The following is an 18,395-nucleotide window of genomic DNA, read 5'->3' as shown; positions in this document are numbered from 1 at the left end:
CCTCTGCCCCATGTATTGGGCCTTCCGGAGAGCCAGGCAAAATTCGTGCAATCGGCTCAAACAAGGAGACAAGCCCTACTTAAGCTTATGCACCGCTTCAATAAACATGTCGCCCCTGACCTCAAAAGTTTTGTACTGGTCCCAGCTGGCGCAAGCAGGAGACAGGAGAATGACATCCCCAGGCTGTGAGAGCCTGTACGCTTCCGGAACAGCACCCTCAACATTATCGGCGCAAACAATCGTTTTTATTCCCGCCTTCTTGGCCGTTTCCGCAAGCTTTTCCGCTGTTTGCCCAAAGGTAATCAATGCCTTGACATTTTTCATGGAAGGAATGAGCTCGTCAAATCCATTCCCCCGGTCCAGCCCTCCCGCAAGGAGAACGATCGGCGCGTCAAATGCCTCTAGCGCTTTTTGGGTGGCGAGGATATTGGTCGCCTTTGAATCGTTGTAAATCCTCCGTCCATCCTTTTCCGCAACGAACTGAAGCCGGTGCCTGACACCTGTGAAGGATTTCAGCACAGTTTGGATCGCCTCGTTATCCACTCCCGATAGCTTTGCAGATGCGACTGCCGAAAGAATATTTTCAAGGTTGTGCTCCCCTGGCAAAGCGACTTCCTCGCGATGAATGATCTTCTCTCCTTCAAAGCAAAGCCAGCCCCCACTCTCGTAGGCTCCCCTCCCTAGTTCTTTCGTGGCCGAAAAAGGAACAAGCACTGCTTTCGAGCTTTTTGCAACAGCAAGTGTTTCTTCCTGGTCGGCGTTAAAAACAAAATAATCGCCATCTCCCTGATTCTTCGTGATGTTCGCTTTTGCCGAATGGTATTCCGCCCTTGTTCCATGATAATCCAGGTGGGCATCATAAAGATTGGTAAGAACGGCGACCTTGGGCCTAAAACCTTCTATGCCCATCAGCTGGAAAGATGAAAGCTCGATGACGATCGTATTTTCCTCTGTTGCTTCCTGTGCCACTCCCGATGCGACCGTACCGATGTTCCCAGCGATGAGAGGTTGTTTTGCCCCTTCTTTAAGCATTTCAAAAATCAAAGTTGTCGTAGTTGTTTTTCCATTCGTTCCCGTAATTCCAATAAACGGGGCTTCGGAAATTTGCCAGGCCAGTTCGACCTCGGTTACAACTGGGATCCCTTTTTCAAAAGCCCGTTTTACCATCGGGTTCGTGTATGGGATGCCAGGATTTTTGACAACGAGTTCAAAGCCCTCCTCAAGAAGTTCAACCGGATGGCTCCCCGTTATCACGGTGATTCCCTGTTCAAGCAGCCCCTGGGCCTCCTCGTTTTCGGAGAGGGGCTTAAAGTCGTTAACGGTCACGAATGCTCCTAGCTTATGTAGGAGCGCGGCCGCCGTCACGCCGCTTTTCGCAAGTCCCAGTACAAGTATTTTCCTATGCTGGTACGTATCAATCATCTTCACTTAAATCCACACCCCGATATAAATTCCAAGAATCGCAAAAAGGAGGCCTACTGTCCAAAACGTGACGACAACTCGCCATTCGGACCAGCCTGAAAGTTCATAATGATGGTGGAGCGGGCTCATTTTGAAAATCCTTCTGCCTGTTGTCTTAAACGAAATCACCTGGAGGATGACCGATAACGTTTCGATTACGAAGACGCCGCCAATCACTAAGAGCAGGAATTCATGGCCGGTAAGTATCGATAATGCGGCTATGGCACCCCCAAGCGCGAGTGATCCGGTATCCCCCATAAAAACCTTGGCAGGGTGGGCGTTGAATACAAGGAAACCCAGTACCGCGCCAACGACGGCGACACTAAATATTGAAAGTTCAAATTGGGACTGGCTCCAAGCAAGCACGGCGTAGGCACCGAAGGCGATCGCCGCCGTCCCAGACACAAGCCCGTCAAGCCCATCCGTCAAATTGACCGCATTTGAAAAACCAACTAGCCAAAAGATGACAAAAACGAGATAAAACCAGCCAAGGTCAATCGAATAATCGGTAAAAGGAAGCCCCAATTCCGACGGCAGCTCATTTCTTCTATAAAGAAGATAGAAAATGACCGAAATAATAATCTGGCCCAACAATTTCTGCTTCGATGTAAGGCCAAGATTCCTCTTCATTGCAACTTTTATGAAGTCATCTAGAAATCCGAGCAGCCCGAAGCCGGCGGTGACAATGATTAACATGTATGTCTTAGAGGTCGGTCCAGCGAACTTGCCCGCCATTACGAGCGAGGTAACAATAATCGATAACAGAATCATAATCCCGCCCATCGTAGGCGTTCCTGATTTTTTCAGGTGCGATTTCGGGCCCTCTTCCCGAATGCTCTGCCCAAACTTCAACCTTCTCAGAAAAGGAATGAATATCGGGGAAAGGAGGACGGTTATTAAAAACCCCATCAGTATCGTGAAAAAAATAACTTGTTCAAGCATGAAGCTGCCTCCTTACAGGAACAGTGGCGCCGGCAAAGCGCGCGGCCACAGCACTATCATATGAAGTTTTACTATTCGGGAGAAGGCCCCTATGAAAAAAAACAATTTGTTTGCTACTCATATCTTTACGTTAATCTCCATCGTTAAAAGTTTAGTTTTGGTCATTATTTATCTTTTGCCAGGCGAATGACCGCTTCCCTTGCACAAACCCGGTCATCGAAATCATATTTGACGCCTTTAATTTCCTGGTATGTTTCGTGTCCCTTTCCTGCGATGAGGATGATATCCCCGGATTGGGCCGAGCCGACAGCATATTCAATTGCTTCTTTCCTGTCAGGGATGACTTTGTAGTTTCTTCCTTTAACGCCTTCTTCCATATCGCGGAGGATGGCTTCCGGGTCCTCGCTCCTCGGGTTATCCGAAGTGAAAATCGGATGCGTCCCGTACTCGCAGGCAATGCTTGCCATCAGTGGGCGCTTTGCCCTGTCCCGGTCCCCTCCACAGCCCGCCAATACATATATGTTCTTTTTTGCGAATTCACGGATGGTTTTCAGGACATTTTCAAGGCTGTCTGGGGTATGTGCATAGTCGACAATAATCGAAAAGTCCTGCCCGGCGTCGACTGTTTCAAACCTTCCAGCCACCCCTTCAATCCGCTCAAGTGACGAAATGGCGATTTCTGGGGTTATTCCAGAGGCAAGAGCTGCTCCAATTGCCGCAAGCGCGTTATAAACGTTGAATTTGCCTACCTGTTTCATTGAAACAGAATAAGGCATTCCGGCAATTTCTACCGTAAATGTTGTACCCTGTGGAGTAAGGCGGATGTTTTTTGCCATAATATCCGCCTTTTCATCAATCCCGTATGTAAGTATCAATGCCGCGGTTGCCCGGATGAACTCTAGGGCGGCGGGGTCGTCTGCATTTATAACAGCGAACTTTGGTGATGCTTCAGAATAAGTATTCCCCAATTGGGAAAACAAAAGGCTCTTTGCCTGCCTATACTTTTCCATCGTCTTATGGTAATCCAAATGGTCCTGGGTCAAATTCGTAAAGACCGCAATATTGAAATCAGTCCCATGAACCCTGCCATAATCGAGGGCATGTGAGGAAACTTCCATAACGGCATGTGTAACTCCCTCATCGGCCATCAGCCTGAATGTCTTTTGCAACGTAAGGCTTTCCGGAGTTGTATTTTTGACATCGAATTTCCTATCGCCCACTTTTGTATACATCGTTCCAATCAGCCCTGTTTTCAGGCCCGAGTCGGAAAAAATCCGTTCAATTAAATGGCTCGTCGTTGTTTTTCCATTCGTTCCGGTTATCCCAGTCAAATGGATGCCGTGGCTTGGGTGCCCATAAAATGCATCAGCCAGAATGGCTTTTGCCCTTGATGTGTCGCGCACAATATAAACAGGCACTGGCACATCGAGCTCCCTTTGGGCAACGATGGCGACGGCGCCATTCTGTACAGCCTCTGCGGCAAAATCATGTCCATCCGCCGAAAAGCCTTTTATGCAAATAAACAGGCTGCCGTTTCGCACCTTGCTGTGGCTGTCTTCAACGGATGATATATCCGGGTTTGCTTCAGGCAATTTACCCGGTTGACGCAAATGTTTTAAAAGCTCATGCAACTTCATTGTTTTCAATTCCTCTCCTGCTTAACAATCGATACCTATTTTACATGATATACATGCATTTCGCCATTAATCCATAATGATTTTCCTGTAGAGTTCCCGAGCGGTTGGAATATGGTGGAGACACAGGAAGAAGGCGGTGGAAAAATTCCATCGCCTTCCCTGTTTTTAGTTTCCTTTGCCGAAATAAAGAATGATTGTCGAACCTTCCTTTACCCTCGTTCCGGCCTGCGGCAGCTGCTTAACAACCATATCGCCTTCCCCTTTAGCCTCGATTTTCAGGTTTTCGAGCTGCTCCCCAAGTTCCCTTTTCGTCATCCCCTCCAGGTGGGGCATCGAGATCATTGGGACATCCTGCCAGGTCCTTTTCTTTTCGATTTGGTCCTTTCTCGGCTCAACCCCCATGGCAAGCAACGAATCCTTCATGATGTTCCCAACGATCGGGGCAGAGACGACGCCGCCAAACTGGACGGTCCCTTTTGGGTTATCAACTGCAACGTACACAACAAGCTGGGGGTCATCCGCAGGCGCAAACCCGATAAATGAAACAATATGATTATTTTCCAAATACCTTCCGCCCTGCGCTTTTTGGGCCGTCCCTGTCTTTCCTCCGACCCGGTAGGAATCGATGAATGCCTTTCCACCAGTCCCCTGGGCGACCACGCTTTCGAGCGCATGCCTGATTTGCTTGGATGTTTCTTCGGAAATGACACGCCTTTTCAGTTTTGGTGAATTCTTCATCACTACCTGCTTGGTTGCCGGGTCAATCAGTTCCTTCGCTATATAGGGGGTATACAAGTATCCGCCATTTACAGCCGCGGCCACCGCGGTCACCTGCTGGATCGGCGTTACGGAAACGCCCTGGCCGAAAGCCGTTGTCGCCAATTCTACAGGGCCAACGCGGTTCATATTGAACAATATCCCGGTGCCTTCCCCCTGCAGGTCAATTCCCGTCTTTTGGCCGAAGCCAAACCCTTTTACATAATCAAATAGTTTTTCTTTTCCGAGCCTCTCTCCAAGCTCGACGAAACCCGGGTTGCAGGAATTTTGGACTACTTCCAAAAATGACTGGCTCCCATGTCCGCCGCGCTTCCAGCATTTCAACCTTGCTCCGGCGACCTGGACACTCCCAGAATCATGAAAGTGTTCTTTTTCCAGATTCACCTTGCCTTCCTCAAGCGCTGCGGCAAGCGTGATGATTTTAAAGGTGGAGCCTGGTTCATACGTGCTCCAGACGGGGAGGTTCCTGTTGTAGACCTCCTGAGGCACCGATCGGAAATTGGCTGGGTCGAAATTCGGCCGGCTTGACATCGCAAGGATTTCCCCATTATTCGGATTCATGGCAATCGCGATCAGCCCATCCGGGTTATATGTTTTTTGGGCGATTTCCATTTCCCTCTCTACAATGGTCTGGATTTTAGTGTCAATCGTCAGTTTTAAATCCAGTCCGTCAATTGGAGCCTGATAATCGTCCGCCATATCATTCATCCGCCGGCCTTTTGCATCGGCATAAAATTGAACCGACCCTTTTTGCCCGCTTAATTCTTTATCATAAAACAGCTCAAGGCCCATCAGACCCTGGTTGTCAATTCCCGCAAAGCCGAGTACATGCGACAAATAGCTGCCGAAAGGATAATGGCGTTTGGAATCATCACCAATATAGATTCCTTTCAGGCCAAGTGAACGGATTTCCTTTGCTTTTTGATGTGAAATTTTTCGTCCTGATGGCAGACGGATGATCGATTCTGTCTCTGTCAGGCTCTTTAGGACGCTTTCCTTCGAAGCATTTAGTACGGCCGCCAGCTTTTCCGCGGCCATTTCGGGTTCCTCTATTTGCCTCGGAACGATCCAGACGGTCGGGGAACTGATATTGGTTGCCAGGGGAACGCTATTGCGGTCGATAATTTCTCCCCTCTCCGGCGCGAAAGGAATATTCCTGCTCCATGAATCCTTCGCCTTGTTCGTCAGCATATCACCCATGTAAAATTGGACGTAACCAAGGCGGACATCAATAATAAAGAAAATAAGAATGCCTGTAAATAAAGCTGCCATCAGGCGCTTTCTTACCGTAACATTTGAAACCCGCATAAATGTTCCTCCTTCTTTCTGCGCCGGGCCATGGTAACAAGCCTGGCACTCCCATTAAAAGGACATGCCTGTCGTTCATTTTTATGCGGGACTTCAAAAAATTAGAACGCCGGCGGGCTTTGCCGCCGGCGTTCCAATCATTTATGGAAAAAAGGCTTATTAAGCTTTTCTCTATTCCTTTATTTCGGGATCGCTTTCTTCCTCATTTTTCCCATTCAAGTTGTCAAGAGGCGTTTCAAGCTCGATTGTGAGACGGTCACCACTTTTAATGGGGGTTCCCTTGGTGATGCTTTGCTTTACGACGTACCCAGAGCCTTTAAAGTTAAGGTGAAGCTTCGCAACGTTTGCAGCCTTTAACGCATCCCTCAGTGACCATCCAGTCAAATCAGGCATGGCCGCATTACCCGAAGTACGCAAAATTACTTTTTCACCTTCCATCACAACCTCACCAAGAGCGGGAAGCTGCCCTTCGACAGTTCCACCCTTGCCGATCGTAACCGCATCAAACCCTTTGTCCTCAAGAATTTTTGTAGCTTCAGCCGAAGTCTTGCCAACAAGGTCTGGAAGCGCCTCTTTTTTTGCGACAACGAGGCTTGAAGGTTTTATATTCATATACTGCAGGCTATTTTTCATGACTGGGTTAAAGACCATTGAAACAGGAAGCGCTCCTTTGAAATAGCTGTCGATATCGGGCTGCTGAACGGCCACATAAACGATCAGCTTCGGATCATCCGCAGGCGCCATACCAAGAAAGGAGAAAATGTAATCCCCCGGACCCTTTAAATATCCACCGCCCTGTGACATTTCGGCTGTACCCGTTTTCCCAGCAACACTGTACCCTTCAATATTGTAGCGTTGGCCTGTTCCATTCGGAGAAGTGATTACCGTTTCAAGGATATCCCTGACTTTTTTCGCAGCATCCGTTGAAATTGGCTGTGAAACCACCTCGGGTTCCTTTTCCATAATCGTTTCGCCTGTATCATGGTCGACGATCTTCTTGATGACGTGCGGCTTCATCATTTTCCCATCATTCGCGATGGCGGTGGCCGCCTGGATTTGCTGGATGGCGGTGATTGCCGTCCCCTGGCCGAACGAGGTTGTGATTTTTTCGATTGGCCAGTCATAGCGAAGCTGGCTCGTCGCCTCATCCGGAAGATCAATCCCCGTCGGCCGGTCGAGCCCGAACCTGGTCAAGTACTCCCGGAACTTTTCAAATCCCAATTTTTCTTTGGCTATTTTGGCAAAAGCAACATTTGACGAGCGCTGGACGCCTTCAAGATAGGAAATTGTTCCCCATCCTTTTCCGTTATGGTCCTTGATGGCTTTATCTCGCTCAGTAACTCTGTAGGAACCTGATGGAAACTCTTCATTAGGATTGAATTTCCCTTCATTCACAGCTGCCGCAAGTGTGAAGATTTTCATCGTTGAACCTGGCTCAAACGGATATTCAATTGCTTCATTGTACCAGCTTTTTTCAATTCCATCCCTTGTTTTCGGATGGAAGGTTGGCCTTTGCCCCATTGCCAATATTTCCCCGGTTTTCGGATTTGCGACAATGGCGATAATTTTTTTCGGTTTATATTCTTCGACCGTTTTATTTAAAGCATCCTCGAGAAAGGTCTGGATTTTTTTATCCAAAGTAAGTTGTATATCATTACCATTTTTGGCGGGCGTGACAAGTTCCTTGCCTGACGGAAGCAAATATCCCCATAGATCGCTTTCATAGTCAATTCTTCCATTCTCGCCTTTTAAATACTTGTCCATTGATTTTTCAATGCCAAGCTTCCCAAATGTTTTTGCAGCGGAATTATTCCCTTCCGCTTTTTCTACGAAACCAATGACATGTGAAGCAAATACGCCATTCGGATAAAACCGTTTCGATTCTTTTTTAAACGTAATCCCCGGAAGCTTTTCCGCCTCGATTTGTTTCTTTGTCTGGAAGGATATGTCCTTTCCTGCCTTACCGAATTCCACCTGGAATAATTTTGGATTGTCTTTTTTCTTGGAGAGAATCCTTAAAATTTCACTTTCACTTAAATCAATATATTTTGATAGTGTGGCAGCGGTTTTTTCAGGGTCGACAACATGTTTGGGGTTATCCGGGTTAGTGGTCATTTTTTCATCAAGGATGGCTATAAGGCTATAGGAAGCGGTGTCTTCCGCGATGATTTCACCGGTTCTATCCTTGATGGTGCCTCTCTCCGCTTCAATTATGCCATGCCTCATATGTTTTTGTTCAGCCTTGGCCGCAAGCGGCTGGCCGGCAGCCTCCCCAGTTATTCCAATAGCGAAAAAACGGTAGAGGATGGCAAAAAAGAGCAGGCTGAATAGCAAAAACAATCCAACTGCTCCCCTGTTAATATTTGGTTGTTTTTTCGCCATTTTTATTGCACGACCTTGACATTATTTTCATTCAGCATCAAACCCAATTCCTTTGCCTTGGCCATTATTCGGTCATAGTTGCCGAGTTCTTTTACCTGTATTTTCAGGTCACCGTTCGCTTTTTCATACTCTTTGACAGAAACTTCCATTTCCTGTATATCCTTGTTAACCTTGTATATTTCTGATTGTGCTGAGACGATTTGCACTGCGCCGAAGAAAAGCAGGGCGGCGAAAATTCCCCAAATTAATCTTTCGCCAGGGGTGACCTTCTGCCTTAAAGCTTTTCTCCTTTCCGGCTGGACTACTGGCTGTCTTTGCTGGCTCTGCTGTTCCTGGAGCTTCCTTGCTAAACTGCTCATTCTTTCCCCTCCTGAACTACTGCTTTTAGTTTCTCGTCTATTTTTTGCATTGGTTAAATTTTTTCGGCGATACGAAGCTTTGCTGAACGGGCGCGGTTGTTTTCTTCAAGTTCCCTTTCAGATGGAAGAATCGGTTTCCGGTTTACGAGTTTTAAAACAGGCTTGAATTCATCCGGAATGACCGGAAGCCCCGGAGGCAGCGGCGGTGTTTCGGATGCCTGCTTAAAAGTTGCTTTACAAATCCTGTCTTCTAGTGAATGGAACGTTATAACAGAAATCCTCCCGCCCTTGTCCAGAAGGTTGATTGCCTGCTTGAGCGAATTTTCAAAAACGCCCAGTTCATCATTCACCGCAATTCTGATTGCCTGGAAAATCCGTTTTGCGGGATGGCCGCCTTTCCTTCTCGCAGGTGCCGGGATGGCCTCTTTGATTAGTTCAACAAGCTCAAATGTTGTTTCAATTGGTTTTTTGGCCCTGGCCGCTTCAATTTTACGGGCAATCTGCTTGGAGAATTTCTCCTCCCCATAGCGGAAAAATATCCTGACCAAATCTTCATATACCCAGCTGTTCACAATGTCGTAAGCGGAAATATCTGCGTTTTGGTCCATCCTCATGTCAAGTGCTGCATCATGATGATAGCTGAATCCCCGTTCAGGTGTATCGAGCTGCGGAGAAGAAACACCGAGGTCGTACAAAATCCCATCAACTTTATGTATCCCAATTTCTTCGAGCCCGCTTTCAAGATGCAGGAAATTGCTCTTGATCAACGTCAGCTTGTCCGAGTATGGAGCAAGCTTTTCATTCGCATTTTTGATTGCCGTCTCATCCTGGTCAAATGCGACCAGCCTGCCTTTTTCGCCAAGCTTCCGGATAATCTCCAGGCTGTGGCCCGCACCTCCTAACGTGCAGTCCACATAGATTCCGTCCGGCTTAATATTTAGCCCATCTACTGCTTCTTCCAATAATACGGTTGTATGTTCAAACATAACTAGCTAGCCACCCTTCCAATCGAACGATAGACAAAGAAACTATTTTGAAATAATAATTCCCTTAAATATCGAAGCCAATCATATTTTCTGCAATTTCTGCAAAAGAATCCTCGGATTCCTGGAAGTATTCTTCCCAAATCTGCTTGCTCCAGATTTCAATTCGATTGGAAACCCCTAAGATTACACATTCTTTTTGTAAATTCGCATAGTCAAGCAATGGAGCCGGGATGTTGATTCTGCCCTGCTTATCGATTTCGCTTTCCGTTGCACCTGAAAAGAAAAACCTTGTAAAAGCGCGGGCGTCTTTTTTTGTGAGTGGAAGTGCTTTAAGCTTCTCTTCAATGACTCTCCACTCGGATAGCGGGTACCCAAATAGGCATCGGTCCAATCCCCGGGTAATAATGAACATTTCCCCAAGGTTGTCCCTTAGTTTGGAAGGCACAATCAGGCGGCCTTTATTATCAATGTTATGATGATATTCGCCCATGAACATGCCCACGACCCCCACTTTCTAATTAGACTGTACCACAATCCCCCACTTTCCTCCACACTTTTTTTCTTTTCGCCCAAAATTGTTTACCTAAAATTCAGATACCGATTGAGCGTCAAAAATAACAAAAAAAAAGCCCTCCCAAAAAAGGAGAGCCATTGAATCTATTCTTATCAGGTAAAAAACTTGATCGAATGTTCACTTATATTCGGACCAATTTATGTTTGCCGTCGAATTCATATTCAAGATCGGATAGCCTTGCAACAAAATCAAGGCCATATTTATTCAGGTAATAGACGATGTTCCATATCCGTTCCTGCGGGCTGCCTTCCGGGCGGAGGGCAAGGTTGACGCGTGCAAACTTATCGAGGATCGCTTTATGCTTTAATCGGACCGCTTCTTCAAGTTTCCTTTCAAGGAATGAAACTTGTGCAAGGACGATCGCCTCATTCTTTTTCATCAACGGAAGAAGGCCAGGAGCCGAACCGGCCGCCTTGCCGACCAGACCTTCGTATTGCCTGAGTATTTCAACCTTGGCCCTGGCAAAAGCCTCTTCCAATTCATGATTCCGTAATGAAGAAAGGAATCTCTCTTCCTCGGTGGCCGTTCCCCGGATAATGGCCTCGGCAATATCCAACCCAAGTTCCTGAATGTCCACTTCCACCGGTCTCTCAAGGATTGTAATATTCAACCTTGGAACAATTGGCGGCATCTTCATTCCGAAGTGTTCAAAAACCTGCTTCAATTCTGCCCAATAGGCAATTTCGCCAGGCCCCCCGATAAAGGCCAATACTGGAAACAGCCATTCCTGCATTAACGGCCTTGTCACCACATTGTTGCTCAACCGGAACGGCTCCTCCCTTGCGATAAGAAGCAATTCTTCTTTTGTAAAAACAACCGAGCGATTCTTACCAGTAAACCGTTCTTCCGAAGGATCGTATTCAAGAAGAATTCTCTCTTCAAGCCCGCTGTCGTAATAAAAAAGGTTTGCCGAGTTTTTAGCTGCTTCAATTGTATTCGTAAATCCTTGTTTTTGGATTTCCTCTTGCTGGCTTATAAGGGATTCCGAAATTTCCGCATGGCTTTGGATGATTGCCTCGAATTTTTCACTCTCGAGTTGGCGGAGTTCCCTATTGCCCGAATCCACAATCAGCAGTCCGGAATCTTTGAAAAGGCAGAGGACCAGCGCGGCGAAAAAATCAGTAAAGGAGGAATGCGCTTCTAGGGAATGTTCAATGACCTTGACCAATTCCTTTGTATAGCCCGTTTCTCCAAAATGGGCAATCAAGTTCGAGACCCAGGCGCCGCAAAGGTCCCGATCAATTTCAATATCAGTGACCATTTTCTTCCCAACTGTTTTTTGAGGAAAAATCCATTTTTCCATCGAGTTTTCGGCGGGGACGAATAGATGGTTGACCTCATCGTAATCATGGTCTTCCCCCGCAATCCAGAAAACAGGTACAACCGGAACGCCAAGTCTTGACTCTTCAAGCTCCGCAAGGCGGATAATGGAAATAGCTTTATGTATCGTATAAAGCGGACCCGTCAATATTCCAGCCTGTTGCCCTCCAATGACAACCGCGCTTTCGGGACGCTTCAGTTTTTCTATTGATTTGAGGGTTTCCTCGCTTTCACCGAACCTGGACATATACGATTCAATATGGGCAGCAAGCCGTTCCCTTGGATAATCCCTAGATGCCAGCTCTTCAAGCCTTTCCCTATATACATCCGGCTTGTTATATGTATAATGAAAAAACGGTGTTACTGCTTCCGTCTGCTTTAGGTATTCAGAAGCAAATCGATTCGCAGCCGGGAGCGAGAGATTCGAAATCTCCATATAGTACTTCCTTTCTGATTAAACAATAGTCATACCATATGAGTATAGCATTAACACATTGCCAGGAAAAAAACTTTGCCTGCACATTTCCAGGTCAGATTACGATGCCTGGACGGCATGAATCGCCCGTTCCACAAGGCCGAACAATATCAAACCGATATAGGCCGCAAAAAAGAGCAAAAAAGTAAAACGCCAAAACCCTTTAAAAACTTTCCGCAAAACGACTTCCCCTTTTGTTTTCCACTGGATGATCGCCGAAGCCATCCCCAACGACAAAAGAATAACAAAAATCAGCCAAAGGAATGAGATGTTCCATATTGTTACAATGAGGAAATGGACCGAGATGACGAGCAGGAATGTCGTGGCATCCAACGCAAGCCCGACCGAACGCCGGTGGCTCCCTGTCAGCGGTTTGCAAATGGAGAATATTAGTACGTAGCCGATGAACGGAAGAAAAATGAACAATGCGAATATGGATGACAAAATTGTACTCATCGATTTACCCTCCCTGTCCATTCTCTTCCTTTAATCATTTCATAAAAAGCCCCCAAAAGCGGTGCAGCCAATCCTTTACTTGATGCTTTATCAAGGAGGTAGCCGAGGATGGCGTCAACTTCAGTCGGCCTTCCCGCATCAAGGTCCTTAAGCATCGACGACCGGTTTTCGGAGGTGTTTCTGCAAATACCCTTCACCTTCAAAAGCCTTTCCTGTTTATCATGGAAATCCAAGATTCGCGCCACTTCTTCAAACATTTTTTCCAGAACCTTTTCATAGCGCGGATTGTCGACGAGTTCCCCATTCCTCACTCCAAGGACTGCAGTCAGCGGATTGATGACAGCATTCACGGCAAGCTTCCCAGCAAGCATTTCATAGTAATCAGGCTCAATCTCCATGGGAAAGTTGCCCGGAAGCAACGACGCAACCTTCTCAAGCAGCCAGGGATCGCCCCTGAAAACAGCCACCCGGGTAAGGCCCGCCCCGTTATGGCTGACGGTGTCCGGCGCTTCCTTTAACGCCCCATGTTCAACAGATCCGACATAGATGTCATCTGCCTTCAACTGATCAAGAAGCTTTAAATGCCCCATTCCATTTTGCAGAAAAAGCAGACCTCCGTTAGCCGGAAGGTGGAAAATAACCGAGTCAAGCTGATATTGCTTGACCGCTACGATTGTCAAATCGTTATCCATTTCGTTTGCGCCTAAAACTTCAGCCCGGACTTTCGCCGTCAGGGGGCCTGCTCCCTTCACGAGCCTAATACCGTTTCTATTTATCTGTTCAGCCTGGCCGAGCGACCTCGTATACACTGTTACATCAAACAACTTATGCATGTATGCAGCGAAAAGCAGACCGATGGAGCCTGCCCCTACAACCCCTATTTTTATCATAATATCTCCCTGCCTTTTCTTTGCCTACATTTTACCAAATAACAGGACCTTTGTACCGGAAAATTAGATATTTACCTTCCATTCTACACCTTTTACATATGCAGGAAGAAGAAAAAGGGCTTTCCCCCATTAATAGGGAAAAGCCCTTATACCAATCCTAGACCGGATAGACCGGATGCTTCCTTGTACTGAAGATTAATTCCTTCGTTTCATAATAAGCAAAACGATTAATCAATACATCCCGGAGTTCAGACGGCGCGACTATTTCATCAACAATCAATTCGGAAGCCAATTTATAAATATCGATTGATTCCTTGTATTCCTGATGTTTCGCCTGGACAAAAGCAATCCTTTCCTTCGGGTCTTCGATTTCATTGATTTTGTTTGAGTAAACCGCGTTTACCGCGGCTTCCGGACCCATGACAGCGATTTGCGCCGTAGGCAGGGCGATGCATACATCCGGTTCGAACGCCGGTCCCGCCATCGCGTACAGACCGGCGCCATAGGCTTTCCGGACAATGACCGAGATTTTCGGTACGGTGGCGGAGCTCATCGCGGCTATCAGCTTTGCTCCGTGGCGAATAATTCCTGCCCGTTCCACCTTTGTACCAATCATGAATCCTGGGACATCCGCAAGGAAAAGCAGCGGTATATGGAAGGCATCGCAAAGCTGGATGAACTTGGCGCCTTTATCCGCTGAATCAACGAACAGCACCCCGCCTTTCACCTTAGGCTGATTTGCAATAATACCGACAGTCCTTCCACCGATCCGCGCCAGCCCGGTAATCAATTCGGGAGCGAAAAGCTTTTTTATTTCATAAAAGCTTCCTTCATCAATCAAGGAATGAATTCCTTCATACATATCGAACGGGGCATTCTGGTTTTCCGGAATGATTGCTTCAAGTTCCCGTCCCGTCGCCGGCGGCTTCGGCTCGACAGCTTTCGGCTTTTCACGGAAGCTTGCAGGGAAGTATGCAAGATAGTTTTTTGCCGATTCAATCGCTTCCTCCTCGGAAGATGCGAGGATATCCCCACAGCCTGAAACGGTACAATGCATGCGGGCACCGCCCATTTCTTCGAGTGTGACTTTTTCCCCGATTACCTTTTCAGCCATTCTCGGAGACCCGAGGTACATAGAAGCGTTTCCGTCCACCATGATGACAATGTCACAGAACGCGGGTATGTATGCGCCGCCAGCCGCTGAAGGACCGAACAGAATGCATATTTGCGGAATCATTCCCGAGAGCTTTACTTGGTTGTAAAAAATCCTCCCCGCCCCACGGCGGTTCGGGAACATATCGAGCTGGTCCGTAATCCTGGCACCAGCAGAGTCCACAAGATAAAACAGCGGTACTTTCAGCTTTTCGGCGGTTTCCTGGATCCTGATGATTTTTTCCACGGTCCTTGCTCCCCAGGAACCCGCTTTTACCGTCGAGTCGTTCGCCATTACACAAACGGTCTGCCCGCTAACCTTTCCAATTGCTGTGACGACCCCATCGGCGGGAAGGCCCTCCGCCAAATTGTTGGCGAATTTGCCGTCTTCCTCGTATTCCCCACCGTCAAACAAAAGGGCAAGCCGTTCCCTTACGAAAAGTTTGCCTTGATCTTTCAGCTTGTCATGGTATTTTTGGTGCCCCCCTGCTTCGGCAGCCTTTCTTTTATCGGTTAATTTCTGATGGATTGTACTTGGCCCTGACATACGCTCCTCCTTATTCCAACGTGGCCAGTACATCGCCTTCATTTACGAAGTCTCCGACTGCCACCCTTATTTCTGCTATTTTTCCACTGCCCGTGCTTTCAACGGGGATTTCCATTTTCATTGATTCAAGGACAAGAATTGTCTGCCCCTCGGTAACCTCATCACCTGTCGAAGCCAAAATATTAAATACTGTTCCTGCCATTGAAGATACAATTTCTTTCATGCGCTATTCCTCCATCGTTCTATTATTTTTCCAAACTGGCCTTTCCCGGGCTAAACCGGCTAGCGGTTGTTCAGGAAAGCTGTTGTGTATTTTCCTTCCGAAAAATCCTTGTTTTCGATAATCTCCCTGAAGAGCGGTGCATTTGTCTTAATTCCTGTTAATTGCAGTTCGCCGAAGAACTTTTTTGCCCGGGAGAGTGCTTCGCTCCTGCTTTCTCCCGAAAAGATGCATTTTGCAATCATCGGGTCGTAAAAAGGGGTAACGGAATCCCCTTCTCCATAACCCGAGTCAATCCTTATCCCCTCGCCTTCGACAAACGAAAATACATCGATTTTCCCAGGAGAAGGGAGGAATTTCACAGGGTCTTCGGCATACAGGCGGAATTCAATCGCATGGCCGGCGGCGGTAATGCCACTCTGGACAACAGGAAGCGCTTCACCGCGTGCGACATGAATTTGCCATTCAACCAGGTCGAGGCCCGTCAACGCCTCCGTAACCGGATGCTCAACCTGGAGCCTTGTATTCATCTCAAGGAAATAAAAATTTTCATTTTCATCAAAAATGAACTCGATTGTTCCAGCATTTGTGTAGTTTACCGCTTCAGCGGCTTTGATAGCGGTTTCAAAAAGCTTTTGCCTGGCGCTTTCCGAGAGGAACGGAGATGGGGATTCCTCAACAACCTTTTGGTTCCTCCTTTGGATGGAGCAATCCCGTTCGAAAAGGTGGACGATATTTCCATGGCTGTCCCCAAAAATCTGCACTTCAATGTGCCTTGCGTTCTCAATGAATTTTTCAAGAAAGACGCCGTCTGAGCCAAAATAGGCTTTTGCCCGCGACTTAACGGACGAAAAGGACTTTTCCAAATCTTCCTTTGTAGGACATTTCACCATGCCGATACCGCCACCGCCGCTGGACGCCTTAAGCATAACTGGATAACCGATTCCCTCAGCAACTTCAACTGCCTCTTCCAGGGTTTCAATTCCAGCGATGCTCCCTGGAACAACCGGGACCCCTGCTTGTTCCATCGTTTCCCTCGATGCAACTTTGTCCCCCATCAGCCGTATGGTACCTGGATCGGGACCAATGAAGATTATTCCTTCCCGCCGGGCCGCTTCGGAAAAATCGGCATTTTCCGACAAAAAGCCATACCCTGGGTGGATGGCATCCGCCCCCATGTTTTTCGCGGCATTAATAATGGCTTCTCCCTGCAGGTACGATTTGGCAACTGGGGGTTCGCCTATTCGTATTGCTTCCGTCGCCGCTTTAACAAAAGGAAGGCCTGCGTCGGCATCAGAATAGATGGCAATCGTTTCAATACCCATCCTCTTACACGTTTTTATAATTCTTAGGGCTATTTCACCCCTGTTGGCAATTAGAATCCTTCGCACATAATACCCCTTTCTTCCCCTTAGTCCAACCATTCACCGGAAACTTGCAAAATAGCATTTTTATGGTCTGGCATTTACACCCTTGTTGTAAGCGGATACAAATTTCCCCGGAAGTTTGAGCCCCTATACTATGTTTCTACCATATACTCTGAATATCCTGCAAATTTTGAAAATCAGAATTTAATCTTAGATGCGGAATTTTTTGTTTTTTTGATATATAATTAAGATGTTAGAATAAAAGATACACATTAACACCATTTTCTTTTTTTCGAATCGTAATAAAAGAGGGTATTTAGGGGGTATCAACATGGCGGTAAAAGTTGAAAAGCTGAAAGTCAATTACAAAACGCTTGAGGAATTCAAAAAGTTTAAGGAGTATGGGCTTCAGGAGCTGTCGATGCTTGAGGATCTTGAGGCAAATATTATTGAAAATGACAGCGACTCACCTTTTTATGGCATTTATTTCGGTGATAAGCTTGTCGCGAGGATGAGCCTTTACCAGGTCGACGCAAAATTCGACCGCTATTTTGAACCTCCTCAAACCTATCTTGAACTCTGGAAGCTCGAAGTCCTCCCAGACTACCAGGGAAAAGGATATGGAACCGCGCTCGTCCAGTTTGCAAAAGAGTACGGATTCCCAATAAAAACGAACCCCCGTGTAGGATCGAAAGGGTTCTGGGAAAAGCACGGCTTTACAAATGTTGAGTATGAGGTGGAAAGGGACCTTGGGGAAAACCCTCTTGTCTGGTATCCAGAAGGAGTCACGGCCCAACATCATTAAACCTACTAATGGGAAAGGCTGCATGGACGCCATGCAGCCTTTTTTGGTTCACATTATTCAATCCGTTCCAAATTGCCGAACTTGTCAACCTGGAATTTCACTTTTTGCTGTATCTGCGGGGCCCCGTCCTTACCGATTGCCATTGCCCGTGCTTTTTCAAGAATTTCCATCAGCGAATGATAATCTTCGGTTACCCTGTTAAGCTCTGCAAGAAGCCTCTCATTTTCTATCTCAAGCTCTTCCAACCTCTCAAGCAATTGTTTTTGTCCATTGGCATTGGACGCTGAATTTTCAGCCAGTTCATAGAGCTGTCCGAGATAGGAAATAATTGATTGGAATTCAAAAGAAGGTTTTCCTTCTTCTATCTCCTGCTCTTCCCCTTCTTTTTCCACTGCGTTCTGTGGAGTGTTTTTTTCCGGGTAAGCCCCTGGTTTTTTCCCTTCTTTACGTTGGTTCTTGGCGTGTTCAATCCCAGCCTTGTATTGCTTCCTAACATGGGAGTTCCACCTGAATCCACATGCTGCGGGGGTGCGGGACAGCTGCCTTCCCACTTCTTCAAATGCCTGCAGCTGGGTACCGCCCTCCCTAATGTTCCTTAGAATTACCTCGGCTAGCAACAAATCCTCATCAGGGGTCCATGCGTCCTGGCGTGTAGATGGCATTCTTGCATCCCTCCTACTTGTTTTACCTCATACATATGCACGTACTAGGAAAGATAGAATAGCATCAGAATATTG

General features: G+C 47.0%; 16 protein-coding genes. 1 reads left to right on the top strand and 15 read right to left on the bottom strand.

The window, feature by feature from the left end:
• Positions 1 to 75: 75 nt before the first annotated feature.
• The 14 genes from murD to V1499_RS08870 form a co-directional block, all read right to left on the bottom strand.
• Positions 76 to 1,428 (bottom strand): UDP-N-acetylmuramoyl-L-alanine--D-glutamate ligase, encoded by a 1,353-nt coding sequence (murD, locus tag V1499_RS08935; protein ID WP_409275542.1) that lies wholly within the window; start codon positions 1,426 to 1,428, stop codon positions 76 to 78.
• Complete coding sequence (gene mraY, locus V1499_RS08930) at positions 1,429 to 2,403, bottom strand: phospho-N-acetylmuramoyl-pentapeptide-transferase (RefSeq protein WP_409275541.1); 975 nt, start codon at positions 2,401 to 2,403, stop codon at positions 1,429 to 1,431.
• A 164-nt stretch (positions 2,404 to 2,567) separates the two neighbouring features.
• A complete protein-coding gene (locus tag V1499_RS08925; RefSeq protein WP_409276263.1) occupies positions 2,568 to 4,040 on the bottom strand; it encodes a UDP-N-acetylmuramoyl-L-alanyl-D-glutamate--2,6-diaminopimelate ligase in 1,473 nt (490 codons plus the stop codon).
• 165 nt (positions 4,041 to 4,205) lie between these two features.
• Positions 4,206 to 6,125 carry a stage V sporulation protein D gene (locus V1499_RS08920; RefSeq protein ID WP_409275539.1) on the bottom strand — a complete coding sequence of 640 codons (1,920 nt, stop codon included), beginning with the start codon at positions 6,123 to 6,125 and terminating at the stop codon, positions 4,206 to 4,208.
• A gap of 171 nt (positions 6,126 to 6,296) precedes the next feature.
• Entirely contained in the window at positions 6,297 to 8,507 is a 2,211-nt protein-coding gene (locus tag V1499_RS08915) for a penicillin-binding transpeptidase domain-containing protein (RefSeq protein ID WP_409275537.1), read from the bottom strand.
• Positions 8,508 to 8,509: 2 nt separating this feature from the next.
• A complete protein-coding gene (ftsL, locus tag V1499_RS08910) occupies positions 8,510 to 8,866 on the bottom strand; it encodes a cell division protein FtsL (RefSeq protein ID WP_409275535.1) in 357 nt (118 codons plus the stop codon).
• A 53-nt stretch (positions 8,867 to 8,919) separates the two neighbouring features.
• Positions 8,920 to 9,852, bottom strand: a complete 933-nt coding sequence (gene rsmH, locus V1499_RS08905; protein WP_409275533.1) for a 16S rRNA (cytosine(1402)-N(4))-methyltransferase RsmH — start codon at positions 9,850 to 9,852, stop codon at positions 8,920 to 8,922.
• Between the two features lie 64 nt (positions 9,853 to 9,916).
• Entirely contained in the window at positions 9,917 to 10,348 is a 432-nt protein-coding gene (gene mraZ, locus V1499_RS08900) for a division/cell wall cluster transcriptional repressor MraZ (protein ID WP_409275531.1), read from the bottom strand.
• Between the two features lie 199 nt (positions 10,349 to 10,547).
• Entirely contained in the window at positions 10,548 to 12,182 is a 1,635-nt protein-coding gene (gene bshC / locus V1499_RS08895; protein WP_409275530.1) for a bacillithiol biosynthesis cysteine-adding enzyme BshC, read from the bottom strand.
• Positions 12,183 to 12,281: 99 nt separating this feature from the next.
• The gene (locus V1499_RS08890; RefSeq protein WP_409275528.1) at positions 12,282 to 12,677 is read right to left on the bottom strand and encodes a DUF3397 domain-containing protein; all 396 of its coding nucleotides are present in this window, start codon (positions 12,675 to 12,677) and stop codon (positions 12,282 to 12,284) included.
• Positions 12,674 to 13,567 carry a 2-dehydropantoate 2-reductase gene (locus tag V1499_RS08885; protein ID WP_409275526.1) on the bottom strand — a complete coding sequence of 298 codons (894 nt, stop codon included), beginning with the start codon at positions 13,565 to 13,567 and terminating at the stop codon, positions 12,674 to 12,676. Before V1499_RS08885 ends, V1499_RS08890 begins: the two co-directional genes overlap by 4 nt.
• A gap of 157 nt (positions 13,568 to 13,724) precedes the next feature.
• Complete coding sequence (locus V1499_RS08880) at positions 13,725 to 15,266, bottom strand: acyl-CoA carboxylase subunit beta (RefSeq protein ID WP_409275525.1); 1,542 nt, start codon at positions 15,264 to 15,266, stop codon at positions 13,725 to 13,727.
• Positions 15,267 to 15,276: 10 nt separating this feature from the next.
• Complete coding sequence (locus V1499_RS08875) at positions 15,277 to 15,489, bottom strand: biotin/lipoyl-binding carrier protein (protein ID WP_409275523.1); 213 nt, start codon at positions 15,487 to 15,489, stop codon at positions 15,277 to 15,279.
• A 59-nt stretch (positions 15,490 to 15,548) separates the two neighbouring features.
• Positions 15,549 to 16,877: an acetyl/propionyl/methylcrotonyl-CoA carboxylase subunit alpha gene (locus V1499_RS08870; protein WP_409275521.1), complete on the bottom strand. Its 1,329-nt coding sequence runs from the start codon at positions 16,875 to 16,877 to the stop codon at positions 15,549 to 15,551.
• Positions 16,878 to 17,184: 307 nt separating this feature from the next.
• Between V1499_RS08870 and V1499_RS08865 the strand changes: the two genes are divergently transcribed.
• Positions 17,185 to 17,658 (top strand): N-acetyltransferase, encoded by a 474-nt coding sequence (locus V1499_RS08865; protein WP_316568418.1) that lies wholly within the window; start codon positions 17,185 to 17,187, stop codon positions 17,656 to 17,658.
• A 53-nt stretch (positions 17,659 to 17,711) separates the two neighbouring features.
• Here the strand turns inward: V1499_RS08865 and V1499_RS08860 are convergent, their stop codons facing one another.
• Entirely contained in the window at positions 17,712 to 18,320 is a 609-nt protein-coding gene (locus V1499_RS08860) for an RsfA family transcriptional regulator (protein WP_409275519.1), read from the bottom strand.
• Positions 18,321 to 18,395: the final 75 nt, after the last annotated feature.

It is taken from the genome of Neobacillus oceani, assembly GCF_046237595.1.
Taxonomy (GTDB): Bacteria; Bacillota; Bacilli; order Bacillales; family Cytobacillaceae; genus Bacillus_D; species Bacillus_D oceani.
Note: the sequence above shows the minus strand (reverse complement) of the source record. Positions and strands in the feature narration are given on the sequence as shown.